This window comes from Pantoea sp. PvP021 (assembly GCF_054056055.1).
Genome location: NZ_JBSRXX010000001.1, coordinates 1,616,432 through 1,642,768 on the forward strand (window position 1 = coordinate 1,616,432; position 26,337 = coordinate 1,642,768).

Annotated in this window: 23 protein-coding genes and 7 tRNA genes; 20 read left to right on the top strand and 10 right to left on the bottom strand. The window is 54.2% G+C overall.

Going from position 1 to position 26,337, the window contains the following annotated elements:
• Positions 1–61 precede the first annotated feature (61 nt).
• From ACVKSX_RS07475 to ACVKSX_RS07490, 4 genes are all read right to left on the bottom strand, one after another.
• Entirely contained in the window at positions 62–805 is a 744-nt protein-coding gene (locus tag ACVKSX_RS07475; RefSeq protein ID WP_010260703.1) for a type 2 GTP cyclohydrolase I, read from the bottom strand.
• Between the two features lie 18 nt (positions 806–823).
• Complete coding sequence (gene phrB, locus ACVKSX_RS07480) at positions 824–2,248, bottom strand: deoxyribodipyrimidine photo-lyase (RefSeq protein WP_187494328.1); 1,425 nt, start codon at positions 2,246–2,248, stop codon at positions 824–826.
• Positions 2,249–2,260: 12 nt separating this feature from the next.
• Positions 2,261–3,217 carry a YbgA family protein gene (locus ACVKSX_RS07485; RefSeq protein WP_354438512.1) on the bottom strand — a complete coding sequence of 319 codons (957 nt, stop codon included), beginning with the start codon at positions 3,215–3,217 and terminating at the stop codon, positions 2,261–2,263.
• Positions 3,218–3,371: 154 nt separating this feature from the next.
• Complete coding sequence (locus tag ACVKSX_RS07490; RefSeq protein ID WP_010671290.1) at positions 3,372–3,572, bottom strand: DUF2517 family protein; 201 nt, start codon at positions 3,570–3,572, stop codon at positions 3,372–3,374.
• 257 nt (positions 3,573–3,829) lie between these two features.
• Here ACVKSX_RS07490 and kdpE point away from each other — a divergent pair, with 257 nt between their 5' ends.
• Positions 3,830–4,504 carry a two-component system response regulator KdpE gene (gene kdpE, locus ACVKSX_RS07495; RefSeq protein ID WP_010260694.1) on the top strand — a complete coding sequence of 225 codons (675 nt, stop codon included), beginning with the start codon at positions 3,830–3,832 and terminating at the stop codon, positions 4,502–4,504.
• A 276-nt stretch (positions 4,505–4,780) separates the two neighbouring features.
• Here kdpE and pgm read toward each other — a convergent pair whose 3' ends face one another.
• Both pgm and seqA read right to left on the bottom strand, forming a co-directional pair.
• Positions 4,781–6,421 carry a phosphoglucomutase (alpha-D-glucose-1,6-bisphosphate-dependent) gene (pgm, locus tag ACVKSX_RS07500; RefSeq protein ID WP_258992525.1) on the bottom strand — a complete coding sequence of 547 codons (1,641 nt, stop codon included), beginning with the start codon at positions 6,419–6,421 and terminating at the stop codon, positions 4,781–4,783.
• A 26-nt stretch (positions 6,422–6,447) separates the two neighbouring features.
• Positions 6,448–6,996, bottom strand: coding sequence for a replication initiation negative regulator SeqA (gene seqA, locus ACVKSX_RS07505; protein ID WP_010260690.1), 549 nt, complete (start codon positions 6,994–6,996; stop codon positions 6,448–6,450).
• A gap of 250 nt (positions 6,997–7,246) precedes the next feature.
• Here seqA and ybfF point away from each other — a divergent pair, with 250 nt between their 5' ends.
• From ybfF to fur, 4 genes are all read left to right on the top strand, one after another.
• The gene (ybfF, locus tag ACVKSX_RS07510) at positions 7,247–8,011 is read left to right on the top strand and encodes an esterase (protein WP_050680189.1); all 765 of its coding nucleotides are present in this window, start codon (positions 7,247–7,249) and stop codon (positions 8,009–8,011) included.
• 168 nt (positions 8,012–8,179) lie between these two features.
• Positions 8,180–8,455 (top strand): LexA regulated protein, encoded by a 276-nt coding sequence (gene ybfE / locus ACVKSX_RS07515; protein ID WP_010260688.1) that lies wholly within the window; start codon positions 8,180–8,182, stop codon positions 8,453–8,455.
• A 132-nt stretch (positions 8,456–8,587) separates the two neighbouring features.
• A complete protein-coding gene (fldA, locus tag ACVKSX_RS07520) occupies positions 8,588–9,118 on the top strand; it encodes a flavodoxin FldA (protein ID WP_010260687.1) in 531 nt (176 codons plus the stop codon).
• Positions 9,119–9,466: 348 nt separating this feature from the next.
• Positions 9,467–9,910: a ferric iron uptake transcriptional regulator gene (gene fur / locus ACVKSX_RS07525; RefSeq protein WP_009091454.1), complete on the top strand. Its 444-nt coding sequence runs from the start codon at positions 9,467–9,469 to the stop codon at positions 9,908–9,910.
• A gap of 71 nt (positions 9,911–9,981) precedes the next feature.
• On the opposite strand, the gene ACVKSX_RS07530 is transcribed toward fur, so the two are convergent.
• From ACVKSX_RS07530 to nagE, 3 genes are all read right to left on the bottom strand, one after another.
• On the bottom strand, positions 9,982–10,377 hold the full coding sequence (locus tag ACVKSX_RS07530; protein WP_354438513.1) for a hypothetical protein: 396 nt from the start codon (positions 10,375–10,377) through the stop codon (positions 9,982–9,984).
• A gap of 235 nt (positions 10,378–10,612) precedes the next feature.
• Positions 10,613–12,280, bottom strand: a complete 1,668-nt coding sequence (gene glnS, locus ACVKSX_RS07535) for a glutamine--tRNA ligase (RefSeq protein ID WP_191924563.1) — start codon at positions 12,278–12,280, stop codon at positions 10,613–10,615.
• A gap of 152 nt (positions 12,281–12,432) precedes the next feature.
• The gene (gene nagE, locus ACVKSX_RS07540) at positions 12,433–14,460 is read right to left on the bottom strand and encodes an N-acetylglucosamine-specific PTS transporter subunit IIBC (protein ID WP_033779582.1); all 2,028 of its coding nucleotides are present in this window, start codon (positions 14,458–14,460) and stop codon (positions 12,433–12,435) included.
• A gap of 328 nt (positions 14,461–14,788) precedes the next feature.
• Here nagE and nagB point away from each other — a divergent pair, with 328 nt between their 5' ends.
• The 12 genes from nagB to ACVKSX_RS07600 all read left to right on the top strand — a co-directional run bounded on the left by nagB (position 14,789) and on the right by ACVKSX_RS07600 (position 21,675).
• Positions 14,789–15,589: a glucosamine-6-phosphate deaminase gene (gene nagB / locus ACVKSX_RS07545; RefSeq protein WP_010260676.1), complete on the top strand. Its 801-nt coding sequence runs from the start codon at positions 14,789–14,791 to the stop codon at positions 15,587–15,589.
• A gap of 62 nt (positions 15,590–15,651) precedes the next feature.
• Positions 15,652–16,800, top strand: a complete 1,149-nt coding sequence (gene nagA, locus ACVKSX_RS07550; protein ID WP_060679664.1) for an N-acetylglucosamine-6-phosphate deacetylase — start codon at positions 15,652–15,654, stop codon at positions 16,798–16,800.
• Positions 16,801–16,807: 7 nt separating this feature from the next.
• Positions 16,808–18,028 carry a DNA-binding transcriptional regulator NagC gene (gene nagC, locus ACVKSX_RS07555; RefSeq protein WP_010260667.1) on the top strand — a complete coding sequence of 407 codons (1,221 nt, stop codon included), beginning with the start codon at positions 16,808–16,810 and terminating at the stop codon, positions 18,026–18,028.
• A 39-nt stretch (positions 18,029–18,067) separates the two neighbouring features.
• Positions 18,068–18,820, top strand: a complete 753-nt coding sequence (locus ACVKSX_RS07560) for an HAD-IIA family hydrolase (RefSeq protein WP_010260664.1) — start codon at positions 18,068–18,070, stop codon at positions 18,818–18,820.
• Positions 18,821–19,127: 307 nt separating this feature from the next.
• Positions 19,128–20,795: an asparagine synthase B gene (asnB, locus tag ACVKSX_RS07565; protein ID WP_010671283.1), complete on the top strand. Its 1,668-nt coding sequence runs from the start codon at positions 19,128–19,130 to the stop codon at positions 20,793–20,795.
• Positions 20,796–21,013: 218 nt separating this feature from the next.
• A tRNA-Met gene (locus tag ACVKSX_RS07570) sits at positions 21,014–21,090 on the top strand.
• Positions 21,091–21,099: 9 nt separating this feature from the next.
• Positions 21,100–21,184 (top strand) — tRNA-Leu (locus ACVKSX_RS07575).
• 22 nt (positions 21,185–21,206) lie between these two features.
• Positions 21,207–21,281 (top strand) — tRNA-Gln (locus ACVKSX_RS07580).
• A gap of 34 nt (positions 21,282–21,315) precedes the next feature.
• A tRNA-Gln gene (locus ACVKSX_RS07585) sits at positions 21,316–21,390 on the top strand.
• 22 nt (positions 21,391–21,412) lie between these two features.
• Positions 21,413–21,489 (top strand) — tRNA-Met (locus tag ACVKSX_RS07590).
• 6 nt (positions 21,490–21,495) lie between these two features.
• A tRNA-Gln gene (locus ACVKSX_RS07595) sits at positions 21,496–21,570 on the top strand.
• A gap of 30 nt (positions 21,571–21,600) precedes the next feature.
• Positions 21,601–21,675 (top strand) — tRNA-Gln (locus tag ACVKSX_RS07600).
• 115 nt (positions 21,676–21,790) lie between these two features.
• Here ACVKSX_RS07600 and ubiF read toward each other — a convergent pair.
• On the bottom strand, positions 21,791–22,963 hold the full coding sequence (ubiF, locus tag ACVKSX_RS07605; RefSeq protein WP_354438514.1) for a 3-demethoxyubiquinol 3-hydroxylase: 1,173 nt from the start codon (positions 22,961–22,963) through the stop codon (positions 21,791–21,793).
• A gap of 172 nt (positions 22,964–23,135) precedes the next feature.
• On the opposite strand from ubiF, the gene miaB reads away from it, so the two are divergent.
• The 3 genes from miaB to ybeY all read left to right on the top strand — a co-directional run bounded on the left by miaB (position 23,136) and on the right by ybeY (position 26,301).
• On the top strand, positions 23,136–24,560 hold the full coding sequence (gene miaB, locus ACVKSX_RS07610; RefSeq protein WP_010671281.1) for a tRNA (N6-isopentenyl adenosine(37)-C2)-methylthiotransferase MiaB: 1,425 nt from the start codon (positions 23,136–23,138) through the stop codon (positions 24,558–24,560).
• A 209-nt stretch (positions 24,561–24,769) separates the two neighbouring features.
• On the top strand, positions 24,770–25,831 hold the full coding sequence (locus ACVKSX_RS07615) for a PhoH family protein (RefSeq protein ID WP_010258952.1): 1,062 nt from the start codon (positions 24,770–24,772) through the stop codon (positions 25,829–25,831).
• Positions 25,828–26,301 carry an rRNA maturation RNase YbeY gene (ybeY, locus tag ACVKSX_RS07620; RefSeq protein ID WP_022626053.1) on the top strand — a complete coding sequence of 158 codons (474 nt, stop codon included), beginning with the start codon at positions 25,828–25,830 and terminating at the stop codon, positions 26,299–26,301. The genes ACVKSX_RS07615 and ybeY overlap by 4 nt, the downstream gene beginning before the upstream one ends.
• The last annotated feature ends 36 nt before the right edge of the window (positions 26,302–26,337 follow it).

The following is a 26,337-nucleotide window of genomic DNA, read 5'->3' on the forward strand; positions in this document are numbered from 1 at the left end:
AGTGACAGGGATGTGTCAACAGATTTAGGTCCTGCGCAGGCGCGCAGGACAAGGGAGAGTGTCAGGCAGGATTGGGGATATCGATGAAGGTCACATCAAGATCGTGGTGTTGCGCCAGCCAGTCGCCCAGCGCTTTTACGCCGCCGCGCTCGGTGGCGTGATGGCCTGCGGCAAAGAAATGCAGCCCCTGCTCACGCGCGCTGTGAATAGTCTGTTCAGAGACTTCACCGGTGATAAAGGCATCGACGCCCGCCGCCGCCGCCTGGTCGATAAAGCCCTGCCCGCCCCCGCTGCACCAGGCAATGCGACGGATCAGCGCTGGCGCGTTGTCACCACAATGCAGCGGTTCACGTCCCAGCCGCTCACCAATTCGGCGGGCCAGCTGCTCGCCGGACAGGGGCTCAGCCAGCTCACCCCAGAACACCAGCGGCATCACTTCGCCGCGCACTTCGATATCCAGCAGTTTCGCCAGCTGGGCGTTGTTGCCTAATTCAGGATGCGCGTCGAGCGGCAGGTGCCAGCCATAGAGATTGATATCGTTGGCCAGCAGGGTCCGCAGACGACGGCGCTTCATACCTTTAATCGCGGCCGGTTCACTTTTCCAGAAATAGCCATGATGGACAATAATCGCATCGGCCTGACGCGCCACCGCCTCATCCAGCAGCGCCTGACAGGCAGTGACGCCGGTGATAATCGTTTTGATCTCGCTGCGTCCCTCAACCTGCAAACCGTTGGGGGCGTAATCGCTGAAACTGTGGCTATCGAGTTGCTGATTGATCAGCGTCTCTAATTCGTAATGGTTCATTCAGGCTCCTTCGAGGCCTCAGGCTGCGCTCTTGGCGCGCTCAAAGGCGTCTAATGTCTTTTTACGTGCCACCTTATGATCCACGATTGGTGCCGGATAATCGAGTTTCTTATGATGCTTCTCCGCCCAGACATGGGGCTGGTGAATATCACTGTCAGGGACCCCGGCCAGTTCAGGCAGATAGTGACGGATAAAATCCCCCTTCTCATCGAAGCGCTCGCCCTGCGTGGTCGGGTTAAAGATGCGGAAATAGGGCGCCGCATCCGTGCCGGTCGAGGCCGCCCACTGCCAGCCGCCGTTGTTCGCAGCCAGGTCACCATCAATCAGCTGCTGCATGAAATAGCGTTCACCTTCACGCCAGTCGATCAGCAGATCTTTGACCAGGAAACTGGCGGTGATCATCCGTAAGCGGTTGTGCATCCAGCCCAGCGCCTTCATCTGACGCATTGCGGCATCGACAATCGGATAGCCGGTTTTACCCGCTTTCCACGCGTCGAAATGTGCGTCGTTACGCTGCCATTCAACGTTTCGCGTCCAGTCGATAAACGGCTTGTGTCGGCACAGCGCCGGCCAGGCAACCAGCAGATGACGGTAGAATTCACGCCAGATCAGCTCGTTCAGCCAGGTGAACGCGCGGCTGTTGTCCAGCGCATCGGGATGTTCATGCAGCACGCGATGCAGGCACTGACGTGGCGACAGTACGCCGGTCGCCAGATAAACCGACAGACGGCTGGTGGCGTCCAGCGCCGGAAGGTCGCGCTTAGCGGGATAGTCGATAACCGGTTGCGTGGCGAAATGGCGCAACCGCTTCAATGCCGCCGCTTCGCCTGGCGGAAACAGATCCTGATTAAAGGCTTCGGTTGGATAGTCAAAGGCGGGAATCGGGGTAGCTTTCAGCGGTGCGCCTTCGCGCGCTTTCGGCGCAGGCACGCACTCAGGCAGCCCCTGCTGCAAGCGGCGGACAAAGGCTTTGCTGAACGGGGTAAACACCTTATACATCGAGCGATCGCCGCTCTGCACACTGCCGGGCGGCAGCAACAGGCTGTCATCAAAGCCCTGGCAAATCACGCCCGCGTCGTCGAGACGCTTTTCAGCCTCCGCATCGCGCTGGCGTTCATTAACTTCATACTGGTAATTGTAGAAGAGCTGATCGACCTGCTGCTTAGCGCAGAACTGCAGCAGCGCATCAATACTGTCGCTGAAGGCGTGACACGCCTGGTAGTGCAGTTCAATGCCCCGCTCCGCCAGCGCACGCTGCACCTGCAACAGACTGGCGTGGATAAACGCCGCCTGCTTCGGTGACATGTCATGCTGCTGCCACTGTGCTGGCGTGGCAAGGTAGAGCGCAATCACTTTTGCATCGCTGTCGCGGCAGGCGGCGTGCAGCGCCAGATTGTCATTGACGCGTAAATCGTTACGCAGCCAGACCAGATGGGTGGTCATACTCCTCCTGTATTACTGTCCGTAGCGTAAGCACAAGGCTTCGGGATAGGGATCGAAATAGCGTTGCTGGGCCAGCCACGGGTGCGGGTACTCCGCCATGTAGTGTTTGAGAATGGTAATCGGCACCAGCAGCGGTTGTGTGCCCTGACGATAGCGGTCAATCAGCGTTGCCAGCTCCTGGCGCTGCGGTGAACTCAGATGCGTGCGGAAGTAGCCCTGCACATGCATCAGCACATTGGTGTGATTGCGACGTGAGGCGGGACGTGACATCAGTTCCATCATGCGATTGCGGTATTCAAAGGCAAAGGCGTCCAGCGACTCCCACTGGCTCATGGAGGCGACAAAGGGTCCCAGCTCGCGGTATTTCTCCTGCGAATGCGCCAGCATCATCAGCTTGTAACGGCTGTGGAAGGCGATCAGTCCATGCCGGGTCAGACCGCTTTCCCACATCTGATTAAATTCATGCAGCGCGCAGACACGACCGATAAAGTTCTCACGCAGGGCGGGATCGTGCAGACGACCATCTTCTTCCAGCGGCAGCCAGGGCATCTCGCGCTGCAGGAATTCAGTAAAAATACCGGTGCCTGCTTTGCGGTTATTGTTGTTATCGGGCTCATAGACCCGCACCCGCTCCATGCCACAACTGGGTGATTTGGCGCAGAGGATATAGCCACAGAGGTGATGCAGCGATTTTACCCGCTCAGCAGACCAGTCACGCATCTGCGTCGTAACCTCTTCTCCGCCATCTTTGCTGAAGCAGAGATGCAGCTCATCATCGCCCTGCTTCACCAGACGCAATGCCGGGCGCGGCGTTGGCAGACCAATCGCCATCTCAGGGCAGATGGGCTCAAAACGGACAAATGGGGTGAGATCGTCGGTCGCAAAAGTAAGACGCTTATGCCCACCATCAAATCTGACGCGGTCGCCGAGCAGGCATGCACTGATTCCAACGGGGATTTTGTTGCTCATACTTGTACAACCTCCGAAATCTTGTAGAGGTTTAAGTGTAGCGTAAAATGGTCAGGAATAAAGGGTTAAAACGGGATTCCGGATCGCTTATTCTCAGAAAAAACGCAAAAAAAAGCCCGGTCAGTTGACCAGGCCTGTTTTGCGGCAGGGGAAATCACCAGAACGCGCCACCACCCGCTTCAGCCTGCGCCAGCCAGACCGGCTTGGCGCTGGTCTTACACCAGACGCGGTGCAGATAGCTGTAGAAACGTGCCCGATCCTGTCGAAACAGCATAACAGGAAGCGCCAGTACGCCGAGAAGAACCACCAGCGTACGTCGCGCAATAATTTTATAACGTGGATAAGCCCGATACATGGTTTCTCCTCCCGGTAAGTGAAATAGTGTGAATGTGATCTGTGTTCAACTTTACGCCAGGTTGTGTAATTTTACTACTCATCTGACCACTTATTTGCCGCTATTTTTGCTGTTTAAGAATTAACCTGTAATTAAGTTACAAAAAGGTTACCGCCTGGTTGCGTTAGCGTTGAAAGGGCCGACAGATTATGGTCGCGGACGCCAGCATAAAATGTTGATAAAGTAGCGCTTCGGTCCCCACTCAAGGCAGGTATTGCGTGACCACGGTTTTGATCGTTGAAGATGAAAAAGAGATCCGGCGCTTTGTCCGGCTGGCGCTGGAAAATGAAGCCCTTAAGGTGTTTGATGCCGATACACTGCAACGCGGACTGATTGAAGCGGCGACCCGCAAGCCGGACTTAGTGATCCTGGATCTGGGTCTGCCGGATGGAGATGGCACCGATTTCATTCGTGACCTGCGCCAGTGGAGCGCCATACCGGTGATTGTGCTGTCAGCGCGCAGCGATGAGCAGGATAAGATCGCCGCACTGGATGCGGGGGCAGATGACTATCTGACTAAACCCTTTGGCATTGGCGAACTGCTGGCGCGCGTCCGGGTTGCGCTGCGTCGTCATAGTGGCCAGCAGCCGGATGCCAGGGTGACGTTCGCCGACGTCAGCGTCGATTTCGCCGCACGACGGGTACAGCGCGGCAGCAGCGAGATTCACCTTACCCCGATTGAATTTCGTCTGTTGAGTATTCTGCTTAACAATGCCGGCAAGGTGCTGACGCAGCGGCAGTTGCTGAGCCAGGTCTGGGGACCCAATGCGGTTGAGCACAGCCACTATCTGCGCATCTATATGGGACATCTGCGCCAGAAGCTGGAAGCCAATCCGACACAACCGGCTCATCTGCTGACGGAAACCGGGATCGGCTATCGCTTTATGCCATAAAAAAAGGCGCCAGAGGCGCCTTTCATGACTGCAAACAAACTCAAATCTGAGCAAATACTGACCGCAACGGATAAACCCCGAGGCGCAGGGAACAGGGTCAGAGGAGGAAAGCGTCCCGCGCCATGGATGGCGCGGGCCGAGCTGTCATGGATGACATCTTTTGCGTCTTTCCGATCTGATCCTGTTTCCTGTGCTGGCACGATCCAACAGCTAGCCGGGTTGGACTTTACCAGCAACCTTAATGGTACCGAGCGTATCTTTCATCTGCCCGACTAATCAGGCGTTTTTCAGCACTTCGCTGACAATCTCAACGGCTTCTTTCTCAATCTGCGCGCGGTGTTCAGCGCCCAGGAAGCTTTCACAGTAGATTTTGTAAGCGTCTTCGGTGCCTGAAGGACGGGCAGCAAACCAGCCATTCTCCGTCATCACTTTCAGACCGCCGATAGATGCACCATTACCTGGCGCGGCAGTCAGACGAGCGGTGATAGGATCACCCGCCAGGGTATCAGCGCTGACCATCTCCGGTGACAGCTTCGACAGCGCGGCTTTCTGCGCTGAGGTGGCTGATGCCTGCAGACGGTTGTAGCTTGGTGCGCCAAAGCGCGTTGCCAGTTCGTCATAGTGCTGCTGCGGGTTTTTACCGGTCACTGCAGTAATTTCAGCGGCCAGCAGACACATGATGATGCCATCTTTGTCCGTAGACCACGGCGTACCGTCGAAACGCAGGAATGAAGCGCCTGCGCTCTCTTCGCCACCGAAACCGAGGCTGCCGTCATACAGACCATCAACAAACCATTTGAAACCAACCGGCACTTCCACCAGCTTGCGACCAATGTCGTTGACCACACGGTCAATCATGGCGCTGGAGACCAGGGTTTTACCCACGGCAACATCCTGACCCCACTGTGGGCGGTGCTGGAACAGATAGTTGATCGCCACCGCCAGATAGTGGTTTGGATTCATCAGACCCGCTGGGGTCACAATGCCGTGACGGTCATAATCGGGATCGTTGCCGAACGCCAGATCGAACTTGTCACGGTAAGCCAGCAGGCCTGCCATTGCGCTTTCAGACGAGCAGTCCATGCGGACCACGCCATCTTTATCCAGATGCATAAAGCGGAAGGTCTGATCGACCGCGTCATTCACCAGCGTCAGATCCAGCTTGTAGTGCTCAGCAATACGCTGCCAGTAAGCAATACCGGAACCACCCAGTGGATCCACACCCAGCTTCAGGCCCGCTTTCTGAATCGCCTGGAAGTCGATAATCTCTGCCAGACCTTCAACATAAGGCTGGATCAGATCTTTCTCGACCACATGACCGCTGGCCATCGCCTGCTCCAGCGGCAGACGTTTCACCTCTTTCAGGCCATCTTTGATCAGCTGATTGGCACGATCTTCCACCACTTTGGTAACGTTAGTATCAGCAGGTCCGCCGTTAGGTGGGTTGTACTTGATGCCGCCATCTTCTGGTGGGTTATGCGACGGCGTAATCACGATGCCGTCAGCCAGCGCGCCACCCGCTTTGTTGTGCTCAAGAATCGCATTCGAGATCGCAGGGGTCGGCGTATAGCCATTATCCTGCTGCACAATCACATCAACGCCGTTCGCCGTCAGCACTTCCAGAACAGACAGGATGGCGGGTTCAGACAGCGCATGGGTGTCTTTACCGACGTAGCAAGGCCCGGTGATACCATTCTTTTTACGCTCTTCGGCAATCGCCTGAGCGATCGCCAGAATGTGCATCTCGTTGAAGCTTTGACGCCCTGCACTGCCGCGATGGCCGGAAGTGCCAAATTTCACCGCATGTTCCGGGTTCGCCACATCGGGCTGCAGGACATAATATTGTGACGTTAATTGTGCAACGTTAATCAAATCGCTCTGCTGGGCGGGTTGCCCGGCACGTGGGTGATTGGCCATTGGCGCTGCTCCCTGACGCTTAAGTTTTAAATGGTGCCGCAAACTTTCTCGGTCAGTTCCGCAGGGAACTGCATCGAGAGCATGATGTGTTCGATCATGCTGCATTTACGACCAGTATTGGTGTTGGTGATCACCCAGTACGGCGTGCCGGGCACATGCTTCGGCTTAGTATGGGTGCCATTCTGCAACAGCGTATGCTCATCACCTGCAAAATAGACGCGGGTGCGGCCCTGCAGAGATGCAGTAGCTTCAGCAAAGGCTGCGGTATCAAGACGATAGAGCGTTGACAAGATAAGCATAAAGCGATTCACCGCCCGCTTCTGCTCCGCATATTCATCGGAAAGCAGCAGCTCGCGCACCGCGCGGACACGATCCTGCGGGCGCGAACCCACAGACGCAGGCTGGGACTCTTTCGCTGCATCTTTTGAGGCTGGCTGTGCAGGCGAAGCGGGTGCAGTCTGACCGGCCGTGAACTTCAGCATACGACGCAGAATGTCGGATGCGCTTTCACCAATGTGTTGCGTGTGGCTGGCAATATAACGGTAGAGCTCTTCGTCAACTTCGATCGTTTTCATCTTATTCCGTACGGTTCTTTCTCATGACAGAACCACCTGTTTCCTGAAAAGCTCTGAGTATAGTCAGGCAATTCAAAGGGTGTGTGGGTTCTAACATCAGGATTATAAAGTTAAAGTCAGGCGGGTTGTTAGCAATCAAACGGTTTACGGGCAAAAGTCAGAATATGTCCTAATGCCGCCGGAACCGGCGCGCCTGAAAAGGTGAAACCATGATAACCTAAGCTCAGGTCTCAAACTTAAGAACTTTGCTATGATTTTGAACGCCCGTCTGCAAACTGAACAATCCCCTGCTGATTCTCTGCCCATCCTGCTTATTCACGGTCTGTTTGGCAGTCTCGATAACCTTGGCGTGCTGGCGCGCGGGCTGAAAGATGCCGGTCCGTTGCTGCAGGTAGATGTCCGCAACCACGGACTTTCACCACGATCTGACGAGATGAACTACGCTGTAATGGCGCAGGATATGGTCGAAACACTGGATGCACATGGCATTGATCGCGTCGCGGTGATCGGACACTCGATGGGCGGTAAAATCGCCATGACCATGAGCGCGCTGGTGCCGGAACGCATTGAGCGCCTGGTGATGATCGATATCGCCCCGGTGGATTACCAGACGCGCCGTCATGACCAGATATTTGCCGCCATTCGTGCCGTCACCGATGCGGGCGTCTCATCCCGCAGCGAGGCGGCGAAGGTCATGCGAACGCTGATCGAGGAAGAAGGGGTGATCCAGTTCCTGCTGAAATCCTTCCAGGAGGGGGAGTGGCGCTTCAACGTTCCGGTGCTGTGGGATAACTACACCACAATATCTGGCTGGCAGCCGGTTCCCGCCTGGAATCACCCGGCGCTGTTTATTCGCGGCGGCGACTCCAGCTATCTGGATAACAGCTATCGCGATGCGTTGCTGCAGCAGTTCCCGGCCGCTCAGGCGCATGTGATCGGTGGCGCAGGACACTGGGTTCATGCAGAGAAACCCGATGCCGTTTTGCGCAGTGTCCGTCGCTTTTTTGCGCTTTAAAAGCAAATAGATGGCGGCAAAGGTTTAGGATTGGCGTCCGGCGTAAGCGTGAAGTATGATGGCGCGCTAAAATTTTGCCGCGGGTCAGTTTTGCTGCGGCAATGGCCAATAATTTATAATTTGCGCGGTGAGTGTCTGGCGCCCGCCCCCATTCAGTTTTACTAAGCCATGGCAAAAGAACAGACTGACCGCACGACGCTCGATCTCTTTGCTGATGAGCGCCGCCCTGGTCGACCCAAAACCAGTCCGCTTTCGCGTGATGAACAGCTGCGCATTAACAAGCGCAATCAACTGAAACGTGACAAAGGACGCGGGCTTCGTCGTGTCGAACTGAAAATGAACAGTGACGCCGTCGATGCACTCAATACGCTGGCAGAACAGCGCAATCTCAGCCGTAGCGAACTGATTGAACAGATGCTACTGGCACAGCTCAAACTGGATTAATGCGGGCAAATCGCACGCAGAGGCAAATGTCGGGGCTTTAACCGTTCACCGGTTTTCTCTCGTCTGCTATTATTCGCTGAAATGTGCTGCGGCACACATCTCATCATCAGGATTTAAGAGGTTATTTTACTCATGGCACTCGTAGGCATCTTCTTCGGCAGCGATACCGGCAATACCGAAAACATTGCAAAAATGATCCAGAAACAGCTGGGTACAGATGTTGCAGAAGTCCATGACATCGCAAAAAGCACAAAAGAAGATCTGGAAGCGTTTGATATCCTGCTGCTGGGTATTCCGACCTGGTACTACGGCGAAGCGCAGTGCGACTGGGATGACTTTTTCCCGACGCTGGAAGAGATCGATTTTAACGGCAAGCTGGTTGCGCTGTTTGGCTGTGGCGACCAGGAAGATTACGCAGAGTATTTCTGTGATGCCATGGGCACGATTCGCGACATTATCGAACCGCACGGTGCCGTGATTGTCGGACACTGGCCAACTGAAGGCTATCACTTCGAAGCTTCGAAAGGCCTGGCCGATGATACCCACTTCCTGGGTCTGGCCATTGACGAAGATCGCCAGCCTGAGCTGACCAGCCAGCGTGTTGACCAGTGGGTTAAGCAGATTTTTGATGAACTGCAGCTGAAAGAGATCATCGAAGCCTGATCCTGCCCGCCTCAATGTGAGCGCCAGCTCACATTGAGGCAATGAAAATGCCTATAGAAATAATAGCCACATTTTTTTAACTTTCTCCGTTTAATCTGTAGAATACCCGCATCGATCTTCCGCTTATTTTCTCAGGCGGCAAGACTAAGTGATGTGCTAACAGACCTCTGTCAGAATCTTCCCCGGCCCGGTGACGAATCCCCAATAGCCCATGATGATTCAGACACGCCCTCTGGTTTTCATTTCATCGCTTCAGTTCTATAATGAGACGCAAATGAGAATGAGCACAGATCGACATTCAAGGCGATAAGCCACAAAAGTGAATATTAGTAACAGGACAAAATCCGCATGACTGACAACAACACCGCATTAAAGAAGGCTGGCCTGAAAGTAACGCTGCCCAGACTGAAAATTCTGGAAGTGCTTCAGGAACCTGAGTGCCATCACGTCAGTGCGGAAGATTTGTATAAACGCCTGATCGACATTGGCGAAGAGATTGGCCTGGCGACCGTTTACCGTGTTCTGAACCAGTTTGATGATGCCGGTATTGTGACTCGTCACAACTTTGAAGGCGGCAAGTCTGTCTTCGAACTGACGCAGCAGCATCACCACGATCACCTGATCTGCCTGGATTGCGGCAAGGTTATCGAGTTCAGCGACGAATCGATTGAAACGCGTCAGCGTGAAATCGCGACCCGCCATGGCATCAAGCTGACCAACCACAGCCTCTATCTCTATGGACACTGTACGCTGGGCGATTGCCGTGAAGACGAAACGCTGCACGACCAGTAACGCTGGCGCGGCCTGAAATAAAAAAACCGGTGAATTCACCGGTTTTTTTTCGTCTGTTTTCTGCCCTCACCTCACGCGACCAGCGTCTCCTGCAGATAGCGCCAGCGTGGAATGGAGCTGCTGCAATCCAGAATGGCCAGCGAAATGCGGCTCTGGTTATTGCCGTTCATCATCTGCATTTCGCGATACTGTACGACGATCTCTTTTTCATGATGAGAGAGAATGACATGTTCACAGGTGGCAATGCGCATCCCTTCCCGCTGCCCTTGTAACTGCTGGAAAAGATCCTCGACCTCGTTCAGATTGTACTCTTTGCCCTGTGGGGTCACCATGCGAAATTCAGGATGAAAATAGGACATCAGCAGCTGGAAACTGTCGTCAGATCCGGCTGGCTGATTAAAAATACGTTCAATGAGCTGATGTAAAACGACGACACTGTGTTTGGCTTCCTGGGCGAGAACTGTCATTTTTTTTCCTTCTGTAACCCGCTTTGCAACCTCTGAGAGCGGATAGCCTACCTGAAAGCTGACAATTCACATCCTGAAATTGATTAATTTTTTTAAACTCAGATTACTCCCACAAGGCGGTATTGAACCGGTTGTGGTTAGTGCAGAATAAACGTCGGCGATGGTAAAAATCGGGGCAATAAAAAAGGGCGATAAATCGCCCTTTTGTCATTTTATGAGGTCAGCCCCAAAAAATTTATTCGCCCGTTTTGGTCCAGGTATCACGAAGACCGACGGTGCGGTTAAACACCAGTTGCGTCGGTTTCGAGTAAACGCTGTCGGCGCAGAAATAACCTTCACGTTCAAACTGAAACGGTGTTGTCGGTTCCACATCGCGCAGGCTGGGTTCAACAAAGCCGTTTTTGATGGTCAGTGACTCAGGATTAATGACCGCCAGGAAATCCTCTGCAGCAGCCGGGTTTGGCACACTGAACAGACGATCATACAGACGGAACTCAGCTGGCTGCGCGTGATCCGCAGAAACCCAGTGAATCACGCCTTTGACTTTGCGGCCATCGGCTGGATCTTTGCTCAGCGTATCAACATCGCTGGTGCAGTAGATGCAGGTAATGTTGCCCGCTTCATCTTTGGCGACCCGCTCAGCACGAATCACATAGGCGTTACGCAGGCGGACTTCTTTGCCCAGCACCAGACGCTTATATTGTTTGTTCGCCTCTTCACGGAAATCCGCGCGATCGATCCAGATCTCGCGGCAGAACGGCACTTCACGCGTGCCCATCTCCGGTTTACCCGGATGATTTGGCATGGTGACGATTTCGCTATGGCCTGCTGGCAGGTTTTCGATCACCACTTTAAGCGGATCTAAAACCGCCATGGCGCGGGGCGCATTCTCGTTAAGATCATCACGGATACAGGACTCCAGCGAAGCCATCTCCACGATGTTATCTTGCTTAGTCACGCCAATACGACGGCAGAACTCACGGATAGAAGCGGCGGTGTAACCACGACGACGCAGACCTGAAACGGTCAGCATGCGCGGATCGTCCCACCCTTCTACGTGCTTCTCGGTCACCAGCTGAGTGAGTTTACGTTTCGACATCACCGCATACTCCAGATTCAGGCGCGAGAATTCATACTGACGCGGATGAACCGGAATTGTGATGTTGTCCAGCACCCAGTCATAGAGACGGCGGTTGTCCTGAAACTCCAGCGTACAGAGCGAGTGCGTAATGCCTTCCAGCGCATCGGAGATGCAGTGGGTAAAGTCATACATCGGGTAGATGCACCACTTATTGCCGGTCTGGTGGTGTTCCGCGAACTTGATGCGGTAAAGCACCGGATCGCGCATCACGATGAAATTAGAGGCCATGTCGATTTTGGCGCGCAGACAGGCGGTGCCTTCGGCAAACTCACCGTTTCGCATCTTCTCAAACAGCGCCAGATTCTCTTCCACGCTGCGATCGCGATAAGGGCTGTTTTTACCCGGCTCTTTCAGGGTGCCGCGATATTCACGAATCTCATCCGGACTCAGTTCATCAACGTAGGCCAGTCCTTTGGAAATCAGCTCGATGGCATAGTTGTAGAGCTGATCGAAATAGTTTGATGAGTAACAGACCTCACCGCTCCACTCAAAACCCAGCCACTGAACGTCACGCTTGATGGATTCAACGAATTCCATATCCTCTTTAACCGGATTGGTATCGTCGAAACGCAGGTTGCATTGCCCCTGATAATCCTGGGCGATGCCAAAATTCAGACAGATCGATTTCGCATGACCAATATGCAGATAGCCATTGGGCTCCGGCGGAAAACGGGTATGCACGCTGCTGTGCTTACCGCTCGCCAAATCTTCGTCAATGATCTGACGAATAAAGTTAGTTGGGCGGGCTTCAGCCTCACTCATCTCAAAAATCCTCAATACGAATAACGGGTGATTTGTACCACGAAGTAACGGAGTATGATCCACAAAGCGTCTGAGGGAAACAACCGTTTGTTAAGCCTTTAAAACAAAAAAGGCAGGAATCGCTTCCTGCCTGTGGGGTTCTGTTGCGGGGATTAGCCTTTCACTTCATACAGCGGGGTTTCCCCTGCTATTACCTGACCCTGTGCCAGTAAAGTCAGACCGGCGAAATCGTCGCTGTTGCTGACCACGACCGGACTCACCATTGAGCGGGCATTGGCGTTAAGGAATTCAAGGTCCATCTCCAGTACTCGCTGACCGGCGACCACGCTGGCCCCCTCTTCAACCAGACGGGTGAAGCCTTTACCTTCCAGCGCCACGGTATCCAGCCCCATGTGCACCACAATCTCCACGCCATTGTCGGTTTCCAGACAGAAGGCGTGGTTGGTGTTAAAGATTTTCACCAGCGTACCGGCAATCGGTGCCACTACCCATTTGTCGCTGGGCTTGATCGCCAGACCGTCACCCACCGCTTTGCTGGCAAAGGCTTCATCCGGCACATCATCCAGCGCCACGACTTCACCGCTGACCGGCGCCAGCAGCGTGGCGATGACCTGCTTCTCACTGTTCAGCACCGCCTGCGGTTTAACATCCGGCTCGGCCGGCGCACTGCTGGTAGCCGCTGCAGCGACCGGACCTTTGGTCAGCACTTTTTTCATGGCCGAAGCGATGCTTTCTGCCTGGGTACCCACGATGATCTGCACGCTCTGTTTGTTAAGACGGATCACACCGGACGCGCCAAGACGCTTAGCAACCGCCTCATTCACCTGCGCCGAGTCATTCACGTTAAGACGCAGACGGGTGATACAGGCATCGATGCTGGTTAAGTTAGCTGAACCACCAATCGCCCCAATGTAACGGCGCGCCAGTGACTCTGTGGCACTTTCACCGTTATCCGTTTTATCAACGTTAACGTCATAACCATCAGTTTCATCACCATCAACCGCCAGCTCGCGGCCCGGCGTCATCAGGTTGAATTTTTTGATGGTAAAGCGGAACACCACATAATAGATAACGAAGAAGACCAGACCCTGCGGGATCAGCATGTACCAGTGTGTCGCCAGCGGATTACGGGTCGACAGCACCATATCCACCAGCCCGGCGCTGAAACCAAATCCGGCAATCCAGTGCATGCTGGCAGCGATGAAGACAGAAATACCGGTCAGGACGGCGTGGATCAGATAAAGCACGGGTGCCACGAACATGAAGGAGAACTCCAGCGGTTCGGTAATACCCGTAAAGAAGGCAGCAAACGCCGCGGCCAGCATGATACTACCCACTTTGACGCGGTTCTCAGGACGTGCACAGTGGTAGATAGCCAGCGCAGCACCCGGCAGACCAAACATCATGATCGGGAAGAAGCCCGCCTGATAACGACCGGTGATGCCGACAGTTGCCGAGCCATCAGCCAGTGACTGTGCACCGCCAAGGAATTTAGGAATGTCATTAATGCCCGCAACATCGAACCAGAACACCGAGTTCAGGGCGTGATGCAGACCGACCGGAATCAGCAGGCGGTTAAAGAAGGCGTAGATACCGGCACCGGCAGAGCCGAGCTTCTGGATATGTTCACCAAAGCCCACCAGACCGTTAAAGATAACCGGCCAGATATACATCAGGATAAAGGCGACCAGGATCATCAGGAACGAGACCAGAATCGGCACCAGTCGCCGTCCGCTGAAGAAGGAGAGTGCTTTCGGCAGCTCGACGTGGCTGAAGCGGTTATAGACCTCCGCCGACAGGATACCGACCAGAATACCGACAAACTGGTTATTAATTTTGCCAAACGCCACAGGCACCTGGTCAACCGGCATCTTCTGTATCATCGCCACCGCGGCCGGTGAGCAGAGCGTGGTGACTACCAGGAATCCCACAAAGCCGGTCAGGGCTGCCGCACCATCTTTATCTTTCGACATGCCATACGCGACACCAATCGCAAACAGCACTGACATGTTTTCAATGATGGCAGCACCCGACTTGATCAGCAATGCCGCCAGCGCATTACCTGCGCCCCAGCTGTCTGGATCGATCCAGTAGCCCACGCCCATTAATATCGCTGCTGCTGGCAGGGTTGCTACCGGCACCATCAGTGCGCGCCCCACCTTTTGTAAGTAACCTAACATATCCCCTTCCCCCTATGAGCCTGACTTGTCGCTTTGCGCTGCTTAATGTTGTTATGTCAGCTGCAAAGATCGTTAATACACTTCATATCACGCAGCGAAGTGTAATGATAAATTAATTCGCCTCGCAAATTAAAAGCCTGGTAAATGTGATTTTTATCACTAAAAAACATCGTTTCATACGGCAACATCTGGCTATGACCGTAAACTTATTTTATGATCCGAAATATTGAATTATGCGCTGGCCATGGCGACAATGAATCATCTGTTCAGATTGGTGACTCACGCAACGGCTTAGCCATCCCCTTTCTATTTTCAATTGAGGTGAAACATGAGACTGATTCCTTTAGCGACACCAACCCAGGTGGGAAAATGGGCCGCCCGACATATTGTTAATCGTATCAATGCGTTTAACCCGACGGCGGATAAACCTTTTGTCCTGGGGCTGCCAACCGGCGGTACACCACTGGAAGCGTACAAACACCTGATTGATATGCACAAAGCGGGCCAGGTCAGTTTTAAAAACGTCGTGACATTCAATATGGATGAATATGTTGGCCTGCCAAAAGAGCATCCTGAGAGCTATCACAGCTTCATGTATCGAAATTTCTTCGATCACGTTGATATTCAACCGGAAAATATCAACCTGCTGAATGGTAATGCCCCCGATATTGACGCAGAATGTCGTCAGTACGAAGAGAAAATTCGCGCGCTGGGTAAAATTCACCTGTTCATGGGCGGCGTTGGCAACGACGGTCATATCGCCTTTAACGAACCGGCTTCCTCTCTCGCTTCCCGTACCCGCATTAAAACCCTGACCCATGACACCCGCGTGGCGAACTCCCGCTTCTTTAACGGTGACGTTGATCAGGTGCCTAAATATGCGCTGACGGTCGGCGTCGGTACGCTGCTGGATGCAGAGGAAGTGATGATTCTGGTTACCGGCCATGTTAAAGCGCAGGCATTACAGGCGGCGGTTGAAGGCAACGTTAATCATATGTGGACCATCAGCTGCCTGCAGCTGCACGCGAAATCGGTGGTAGTGTGCGATGAGCCGGCCACCATGGAACTGAAAGTGAAAACCGTGAAATATTTCCGCGAAATGGAAGCGGAAAATATGAAAGGCGTGTAACAGAACATTGTCATGCCCTGCTGTTACTCTGAGTGACAGCAGGCCAGGACGGGAGAAGAAAGATGTACGCATTAGTTAACGGTCGAATCTACAGTGGCCATGAGGTTCTGGATAATCACGCGGTGGTGGTTGCCGATGGGCGTATTGCGCGCGTCTGTCCGCGTGAAGCGCTCCCGGCGGATATGGAGCAGCGGGATATGGCAGGGGCGAATATTGCGCCAGGCTTTATCGATCTCCAGCTCAATGGCTGCGGTGGCGTGCAATTCAACGACAGCCTTGAGGCGCTCAGCATTGAAACGCTGGAAACGATGCAGCGCGCCAATGAAAAGTCTGGCTGCACCAGCTTTTTACCAACGCTGATAACCAGCAGCGACGCCCTGATGAAGCGGGCGATTGAAACCATGCGCGCCTACCTGCAGAAACATCAGAATCAGGCGCTGGGTCTGCATCTGGAAGGGCCCTGGCTGAGCAAAGCGAAAAAAGGCACCCACGATCCGGCGCTGATCCGCCTGCCGGATGCGGCGATGGTGCAGTACCTGTGTGACAACGCGGACGTCATCACCAAAGTCACGCTTGCCCCTGAAAATGCGGGTAGCGATGTGATTCGTCAATTGACTGATGCCGGGATTATTGTCTCAGCCGGTCACTCGAATGCGACCTATGAAGAGGCTAAAGCGGGCTTTTCTGCTGGTGTGAGTTTCGCGACGCACCTCTACAACGCCATGCCCACCTTTGCCGGACGTGAACCCGGGCTTATCGGTGCGCTGTTTGATTCGCCTGATGTATACTGCGGCATTATTGCGGACGGTTTACATGTACATTACGCTAACGTGCGCAATGCAAAACGCATCAAAGGCGACAAACTGGTGCTGGTCACGGATGCCACTGCACCGGCTGGCGCGGACATAAGCGAGTTCATTTTTGCAGGCAAAACAATCTATTATCGCGATGGGCTCTGTGTCGACGAAAACGGCACATTAAGTGGTTCTGCCCTGACGATGATTGAAGCGGTACAAAACAGCGTTGAGCATGCAGGGATCGCACTGGACGAAGCGTTGCGCATGGCAACACTCTACCCGGCACGGGCGATGGGCGTGGAAAGGCAGTCAGGCTCGATCGAAGCAGGAAAAATCGCGAACCTGACTGTGTTTACGCGCGACTTTAAAATCATAAAGACGTTTGTCAACGGAGACGACGTCCTGAGCGAGTAAGCACTGAATGACCACTGGCGGCCAGTCACAAATAGGAAATGTCGATCTTGTTAAGCAACTCAATAGTGCAGCGGTTTACCGGCTGATTGATCAACAGGGGCCGATATCGCGCATTCAGATTGCCGAACTTAGCCAGCTCGCGCCCGCCAGCGTCACCAAAATTACCCGTCAGTTGATTGAGCGCGGCTTGATCAAAGAGGTAGACCAGCAGGCGTCTACCGGTGGTCGCCGCGCCATCTCCATTATCACTGAAACCCGCCATTTCCATACCATCGGCGTCCGCCTCGGACGCAACGACGCCACCCTGACTCTGTTTGACCTCAGCGGTAAATCGCTGGCGCAGGAAGATTATGCGCTGCCGGAACGCACTCAGGAGACGCTGGAACATGCGCTGTTTAACGCCATCAGCAGCTTCATTGAGCAGCACCAGCGTAAAATTCGCGAGCTGATCGCGATTTCAGTGATCCTGCCAGGTCTGGTCGATCCGATTAACGGCGTGATCCGCTATATGCCACACATCTCTGTCAGCCGCTGGCCGCTGGTCGCCAGTCTGAAAAAACGTTTTAACGTTACCAGTTTTGTGGGTCATGATATTCGCAGCCTGGCGCTGGCCGAGCACTATTTCGGTGCAAGCCGCGACTGTGCTGACTCGATTCTGGTGCGTTTACACCGTGGCACGGGCGCCGGCATTATTGCCAACGGCCATATTTTTCTCGGCAGCAACGGCAACGTTGGCGAGATCGGCCATATTCAGGTCGACCCGCTTGGCGAGCGCTGTCACTGCGGCAACTTTGGCTGCCTTGAAACCATTGCCGCCAACGGCGCCATTGAAAATCGGGTACGCCATCTGCTGAATCAGGGCTATCCCAGCGTACTGACGCTGGAGGCGTGCCAGATATCCCACATCTGCAAAGCGGCCAATCAGGGTGATGCACTGGCCTGCGAAGTGGTTGAGCACGTTGGCCGTTATCTTGGCAAAGCTATTGCGATTGCGATCAACCTGTTTAATCCGCAAAAAGTGGTGCTGGCGGGTGAGATCACTGAAGCAGAAAAAGTGCTGCTGCCCGCGATTGAGGGCTGCATTAATACTCAGGCATTAGAGGCCTTCCGTAAAAATCTGCCGGTCGTGCGTTCCACCCTGGATCATCGTTCCGCTATTGGCGCCTTTGCGCTCGCTAAACGTGCCATGCTTAACGGCATTCTGCTGCAACATCTTCTGGAAGACTAAGCTAACCCGCTGCTGTGGCGGGCCATATCGGATCTGACTATGACCATTAAAAGCGTAATTTGTGATATCGATGGCGTGCTGATGCACGACAACACGGCCGTTCCCGGCGCACAGGAGTTTTTACAGCGCATTCTGGCCAAAGAGATGCCGCTGGTGGTGCTGACGAACTATCCCTCGCAAACCGAGCAGGATCTGGCAAACCGCTTTGCCTCGGCCGGTGTCGAGGTGCCCGACTCCGTTTTCTATACCTCCGCAATGGCAACCGCCGACTTCCTGCGCCGTCAGGAGGGCAAAAAGGCGTATGTGATTGGTGAGGGCGCACTGATTCATGAACTCTACAAAGCGGGCTTTACCATTACCGATGTGAATCCCGATTTTGTCATTGTCGGAGAGACGCGCTCGTTTAACTGGGACATGATGCATAAAGCGGCCTTCTTCGTGGCTAATGGCGCTCGCTTTATCGCCACCAATCCGGATACCCATGCGCGCGGTTTTATTCCTGCCTGTGGTGCACTCTGTGCGGGTATTGAGAAGATATCAGGCCGTCGCCCGTTTGTTGTCGGCAAGCCCAGCCCCTACATCATGCGCGCCGCGCTGAACAAAATGCAGGCCCACTCGGAAGAGACCGTGATTGTCGGCGACAATCTGCGAACCGATATTCTGGCCGGTTTTCAGGCGGGTCTGGAGACTGTGCTGGTGCTCTCCGGCGTCTCGACGCTGAGTGATATCGATGCCATGCCGTTCCGTCCGGACTGGATCTACCCTTCTGTGGCCGATATCGACCTGTTCTGATTCATTTCTCTTATGACGCATCCGGCTAATCTGTGATGCGTCACCTCTTTTTGCGCTATATATCCCACTTTTACTGCCTGATTTCTGCTCACAAAAGCTATTTTATTGCTGATCCATCAACGAAACGGCATTAAAATTATCGTTTATTCAATTTTATTGCCATGCAAGCAATCTTTTTATCAGTAAATCACGATTCCTCTTGCATTGAATGCACCAAATAGCGCATTTTCTTATGTATCACGCAGCATCAGGCTGCCGGACAAACGCAAAAGATAACATCGCCGTAAGGTGAGCTCAGGAGTCAGTTATGTGTTCAATTTTTGGTGTGCTGGATCTGAAAACCGATCCTGTTGAGCTGCGCAAAAAAGCGCTGGAATGTTCACGCTTAATGCGTCATCGCGGCCCGGACTGGTCAGGCGTCTACGCCGATGACCATGCTATTCTGGCGCATGAACGTCTCTCAATTGTTGACGTTAACAATGGCGCACAGCCGCTGTACAACGCCGATCACACCCACGTACTGGCAGTTAACGGCGAAATTTATAACCATCAGGCACTGCGCGCTGAACTCAGCGATCGCTACGCGTTTCAGACCGGTTCTGACTGTGAAGTGATTCTGGCGCTCTATCAGGAGAAAGGTGTCGATTTCCTTGATGAGCTGGAAGGCATGTTCGCCTTTATCCTCTATGACACCGTTAAAAAAACGTACCTGATTGGTCGCGACCACATCGGCATCATCCCGCTCTATATGGGTAACGATGAGCATGGCAACCTGTTTGTTGCTTCAGAAATGAAAGCGCTGGTACCTGCCTGCCGTTCAATCAAAGAGTTCCCGCCGGGAAGCTACCTCTCCAGCACCGATGGCGAGATCCGCCGTTACTGGCAGCGCGACTGGATGGAATATAAAAACGTTGAGCACAACACCACCGACGCCGCTGGCCTGAAACATGCGCTGGAAGAGTCCGTGAAAAGCCACCTGATGTCAGATGTGCCTTACGGCGTGCTGCTGTCAGGCGGTCTGGACTCTTCCATCATTTCAGCCGTGACCAAGCGTTACGCGGCGAAGCGGGTTGAAGATCAGGATAAAAGTGATGCGTGGTGGCCACAGCTGCACTCCTTCGCGGTAGGACTGGAAGGTTCACCCGACTTAAAAGCGGCGAAATCGGTGGCGGAGCATCTGGGCACCGTACACCATGAAATTCATTTCACCGTGCAGGAAGGTCTGGATGCCATTCGCGATGTGATTTATCACATTGAAACCTATGACGTCACCACCATTCGTGCCTCTACGCCAATGTACTTAATGTCGCGTAAAATTAAAGCGATGGGCATTAAGATGGTGCTGTCGGGCGAAGGCGCAGATGAAGTCTTCGGCGGCTATCTCTATTTCCACAAGGCGCCAAACGCCAAAGAGTTCCACGAAGAAAACGTACGTAAACTGCAGGCGCTGCATATGTTCGACTGCGCCCGTGCCAACAAAGCGATGTCCGCCTGGGGCGTTGAAGCCCGCGTACCGTTCCTGGATAAAAAATTCCTGGATGTGGCGATGCGAATCAACCCGGCCGATAAAATGTGCGGCAGCAACGGTAAAATGGAGAAGCACATTCTGCGTGAATGTTTCTCCTCTTACCTGCCGGAGAGCGTGGCGTGGCGTCAGAAAGAGCAGTTCTCGGATGGCGTGGGTTACAGCTGGATCGACTCACTGAAAGAAGTGGCTGCGAAGCAAATCAGCGATCAGCAGCTGGCTACCGCTCACTTCCGCTTCCCGTTCAACACGCCGGGTTCGAAAGAAGCCTATCTCTATCGTGAGATCTTTGAAGAGCTGTTCCCGTTGGCGAGCGCGGCAGAGTGTGTGCCTGGCGGTCCATCGGTCGCCTGTTCTTCTGCCAAAGCGATTGAATGGGATGAAGCGTTTAAAAACATGGATGATCCCTCTGGTCGTGCCGTGGGTGTGCATCAGTCAGCCTATAAATAAGCCGGCTGAAAGCAACCAGAATGGGCCCGTTGTGGCCCATTTTTTTTACGATTAGCGTTGTATTCACTGAAAAATTGCCGAATAAACACCCAGGCTGGTTATAAGCCAGTCAAACAGCGATTATCTGGCAAAAAACGGTAAAAAAATTGTTGACGCTGTCTGGTCAACTCCGCATAATGCGCCCCGCAACGCCGATGAAGGTAACGCGAAAAAAAGATGGCTACGTAGCTCAGCTGGTTAGAGCACAGCACTCATAATGCTGGGGTCACAGGTTCGATTCCCGTCGTAGCCACCATCTTTTTTTGCGGGAGTGGCGAAATTGGTAGACGCACCAGATTTAGGTTCTGGCGCCGCAAGGTGTGCGAGTTCAAGTCTCGCCTCCCGCACCATTTCATTATTCGGCAGCGTGGATGGGATATCGCCAAGCGGTAAGGCACCGGTTTTTGATACCGGCATTCCCTGGTTCGAATCCAGGTATCCCAGCCAATTTCGATGATTCTCGAGGCTGAGAACGGACGAATGGGATATCGCCAAGCGGTAAGGCACCGGTTTTTGATACCGGCATTCCCTGGTTCGAATCCAGGTATCCCAGCCATCATTGAAATGCAGTACAATTTGGCTACGTAGCTCAGCTGGTTAGAGCACAGCACTCATAATGCTGGGGTCACAGGTTCGATTCCCGTCGTAGCCACCATATAATTGGGGTGTCGCCAAGCGGTAAGGCACTGGTTTCTGATACCAGCATTCCGGGGTTCGAATCCCTGCACCCCAGCCATACAAAAGACAATTTGAAAAACACCATTATTGGGGTGTCGCCAAGCGGTAAGGCACTGGTTTCTGATACCAGCATTCCGGGGTTCGAATCCCTGCACCCCAGCCAAATTGCACAACCTGGCCCGCTTTTGCGGGCTTTGTTGTTTTTGTCGTTCCCCTTCCTGATTTCCTGATTTCCTGATTGCAGGCCCGCCGTATGGCGAGCCAACATGCGCAATCTGCTATAACCCCAGCGCGTAGCGCAATACCTGCCGCTTCAGTACCCCGGAATGTTCGGCGGCAATCAATCCGAGATTACGTGCAAACCGCAGCGGTGCCAGCTGATTGCTGAAGGCAAAATAGAACAGATCCATGCCGCCCTGCATCAGCATATTGTCTTTACGACGTTGCCGGTGATAGCGCTGCAATACGCGCTCGGATGCCCAATCCTCCGCCGCACCGCGTGCGCTGACCAGCACATTAATCAACGCATCAATATCGCGATAGCCCAGATTCACGCCCTGCCCGGCCAGCGGATTAATGGTATGCGCGGCATCACCGACCAGCGCCAGTCCTGGCAGGACATACCGTGAAGCGTGACGCCGTACCAGCGGGAAGCCGCCAGCCGCATAGGCTTTAAAACGTCCCAGCCGCGCCGGGAAGTGGCTGGCTATCTCTTTTTCCAGCTGGGCCATCGGCATCGCCTGTAGCTGGCGGACTCTTGCAGGCGCGTCATACCAGACCAGCGAGGCCCGGTTGCCATACAGCGGTAAAAAGGCGCGCGGTCCCTGAGGCGTAAAGTGCTGCCAGGTCGCATCGCCTGCCGGATGTTCGCAGGTCACGCTGATCAGTAAACAGGATTGCGCATAGCTCCAGCCATGAATACCGATCCCGGCCATCTGTCGCACCTGAGAGTTCGCGCCATCAGCCCCAACCACCAGGCGGGCGTGTAAGGCAACGCCGTCGTTGAGGTCGATGCGCCAGCCGCCATTTTCTGGCTGCAGGTTCTCCAGTGTGGCCGGGCAATAGCAGGTCACGCCCAGCGACTGCATCTCCTCCCATAGCGCCCGCTGAAGAACGCTGTTCTCGACCATAAAGCCCAGCTCGGGCAGCCCCAGCGAGGCCGCATCAAAACTCACCTGCGCCGTCTGCCACTCCCAGGTTTCCAGCCTGCGATAGGGCGCGCTGCGCATCGCCTCTACCCGTGGCCAGACGTTGAGCTGCTTCAGCAACCCCACCGAGGATGACCCAATCGCCGAAATTCGCAGATCGGGATCGCTGTCGGCATCAAAAGGCGCGGGTTCGGCACGCTCAATGACCGCAACGCGAAAATGTTGCTGCGTCAGTCCACAGGCCAGCGCCGCACCGACCATGCCACCGCCAACAATCACTACATCAAACTGATTATCCTGCATTGCTTATGTCCCTCTCTTATTCCCGCCAGCCTGCGCAACACGGGTCTGAATAAAGCAAAGTGTACCGGAAAACCGGATTGCTGGCAGAAAAGCCCTGAGGCTGGTCACAACAGCATCAAAGCATTACAATACGCGCCCCGCACTTCACTGCACTGAATCAATGGTTAGCGCGATGACAAAAAAACTGCATATCAAAACCTGGGGATGTCAGATGAATGAGTATGATTCATCCAAGATGTCTGATCTGCTGAACAGTACGCACGGCTATACGCTGACCGAGGTTCCTGAAGAGGCGGATATTCTGCTGCTTAACACCTGTTCTATTCGTGAGAAAGCGCAGGAGAAAGTATTCCACCTGCTGGGACGCTGGAGAAAACTCAAAGAGCGCAACCCGGATGTGATTATCGGCGTGGGCGGCTGCGTGGCGTCGCAGGAAGGGGATCATATCCGCCAGCGTGCGCCCTGCGTGGATATCGTTTTTGGTCCGCAGACACTGCACCGCCTGCCGGAGATGATCAACACCGTGCGCGGCACCAAAAGCCCGGTGGTCGACATCAGCTTCCCGGAAATCGAGAAATTTGATCGCCTGCCGGAACCGCGCGCAGACGGCCCGACGGCCTTTGTCTCCATCATGGAAGGCTGCAACAAATATTGTACTTTCTGCGTGGTGCCTTACACCCGTGGCGAGGAAGTGAGCCGTCCGAGCGATGACATTCTGCTGGAGATCGCTCAGCTGGCGGCGCAGGGCGTGCGTGAAGTTAACCTGCTTGGCCAGAACGTTAACGCCTATCGTGGTGCCACCTTTGATGGTGAAATCTGTACCTTCGCTGAGCTGCTGCGCCTGGTCGCCGCCATCGACGGTATCGACCGCATTCGCTTCACCACCAGCCACCCGATTGAGTTCACCGATGACATTATCGAGGTCTACCGCGATACGCCGGAACTGGTGAGCTTCCTGCACCTGCCGGTTCAGAGTGGATCAGACCGTATTCTGACGCTGATGAAGCGTGCTCATACCGCGCTGGAGTATAAGGCGATTATCCGCAAGCTGCGCGCGGCGCGCCCGGATATTGAGATCAGCTCTGACTTCATCATTGGTTTCCCCGGCGAAACTCAGCAGGATTTCGAGCAGACCATGAAGCTTATCGCCGAGATCAATTTCGACGTCAGCTTCAGCTTTATCTACTCTGCCCGTCCCGGCACGCCCGCCGCTGACCTGCCGGATGATGTCAGCGAAGAGGAGAAAAAGCAGCGTCTGTGGATCCTGCAGGACCGCATTAACCAGCAGGCGCAGGCGATCAGTCGCCGCATGGTGGGCACAGTGCAGCGTATTCTGGTGGAAGGCATCTCCCGCAAGAACGTGATGGAAGTCTCTGGCCGCACCGAAAATAACCGCGTAGTAAATTTCGAAGGCTCGCCTGAAATGATCGGCCGCTTTGTGGATGTTGAAATTGTCGATGTCTACACCAACTCGCTGCGCGGCAAACTGGTGCGTACTGAAGAAGAGATGGGGCTGCGCATGGCGGAAAGCCCGGCGTCCGTGATCGCCCGTACCCGTAAAGAAAATGAAATCGGCGTGAGTCTGTTCCAGCCGTGATGCCCGCTTTACTGTGCGGCAGCGCGCATCGCGTTGTCGCCAATTTCACTTTGCACCACTTGCTTTCTGAAAGTGTCGCCCAAATATCTCTCCATAAGCTTGCGCCCAGGCGTTACGGCATAAATAATTTCGTTATGGTGCATCCGGTTAAGTTTAACGGTGCGTCAGACACATCCCATAACTGGCCCTGAGTGACCCAAAGGATTCGTTTGAATATCGAAACTCGTGAAATCGCCCTTGAACCGGCTGATAACCGTCGTCTGATGAGCCTGTGTGGGCCTTTCGACGATAATGTAAAACAGCTTGAACGTCGTCTGGGCATTGAGATCAATCGTCGCGACAACGTTTTTAAGCTGTCAGGACGTCCACTTTGCGTGAATGCCGCAGCAGATATTCTGAAAACCCTCTATGTCGATACCGCGCCTGTGCGTGGCGACATCCCGGATATCGAGCCTGATCAGATTCACCTGGCGATCAAAGAGAGCCGGGTACTGGAGCAAACCGCTGAGAGCGTGCCGGAGTATGGTAAAGCGGTCAATATCAAGACCAAACGCGGTGTGATCAAGCCGCGCACTCCAAACCAGGCCCAGTACATCGCTAATGTGCTCGACCACGATATCACCTTTGGTGTCGGCCCGGCTGGTACCGGTAAAACCTATCTGGCGGTAGCCGCGGCAGTGGATGCGCTGGAGCGTCAGGAGATTCGCCGCATCATGCTGACCCGCCCTGCCGTCGAAGCGGGTGAAAAGCTGGGCTTTCTGCCAGGCGATCTGAGCCAGAAAGTCGACCCTTATCTGCGTCCGCTCTACGATGCGCTGTTCGAAATGCTCGGCTTCGAGCGGGTGGAAAAGCTGATGGAGCGCAACGTCATTGAAGTCGCCCCGCTGGCCTACATGCGTGGTCGTACCCTGAACGATGCGTTTATCATTCTTGATGAGAGCCAGAACACCACCATCGAGCAGATGAAGATGTTCCTGACGCGTATCGGCTTTAACTCTAAAGCGGTGATTACCGGCGACGTTACCCAGATTGACCTGCCGCGTCACGTCAAGTCAGGCCTGCGTCATGCCATTGAGGTGCTGGCGGACGTTGAAGAGATCAGCTTCAACTTCTTCCACAGCGAAGATGTGGTGCGCCATCCGGTAGTTGCCCGCATTGTCACTGCCTATGAAGCCTGGGAAGCGGCCGATCAGACCCGTCGTGACCAGCAGGCCGAAGAGCGTAAACGTGAAGCACTGGCTGCACAGAGCGCCACGCAGGAGAGCAAATGAGCGAGGTGATTCTCGACCTGCAGGTCGCCTGTGACAACACCGCTGACCTGCCTGATGAAAGCCAGTTTCATCGCTGGCTGTCAGCGGCTGTCACCCCTTTTCAGCCGGAAAGCGAAGTTACGGTGCGTCTGGTTGATGAAGCTGAGAGTCATGAGCTTAATCTGACTTATCGCGGCAAAGACAAGCCGACCAACGTCCTCTCTTTCCCGTTTGAAGCACCGCCAGGCATTGAGCTGCCGCTGCTGGGCGATCTGATCATCTGCCGCCAGGTCGTTGAGCAGGAAGCCGCTGAACAGGGTAAAAGCGCTGAAGCCCACTGGGCACATATGGTGGTACACGGCACGCTGCATCTGCTGGGTTACGACCATATTGAAGACGACGAAGCAGACGAGATGGAAGGGCTGGAGACCGAGATAATGCTTGCTCTTGGGTATCCTGATCCGTACATTTCGGAGAAAGAAGACGCCTGAATCCTGAATTCAGTCAATCCTGCTGTCAGTACAGGC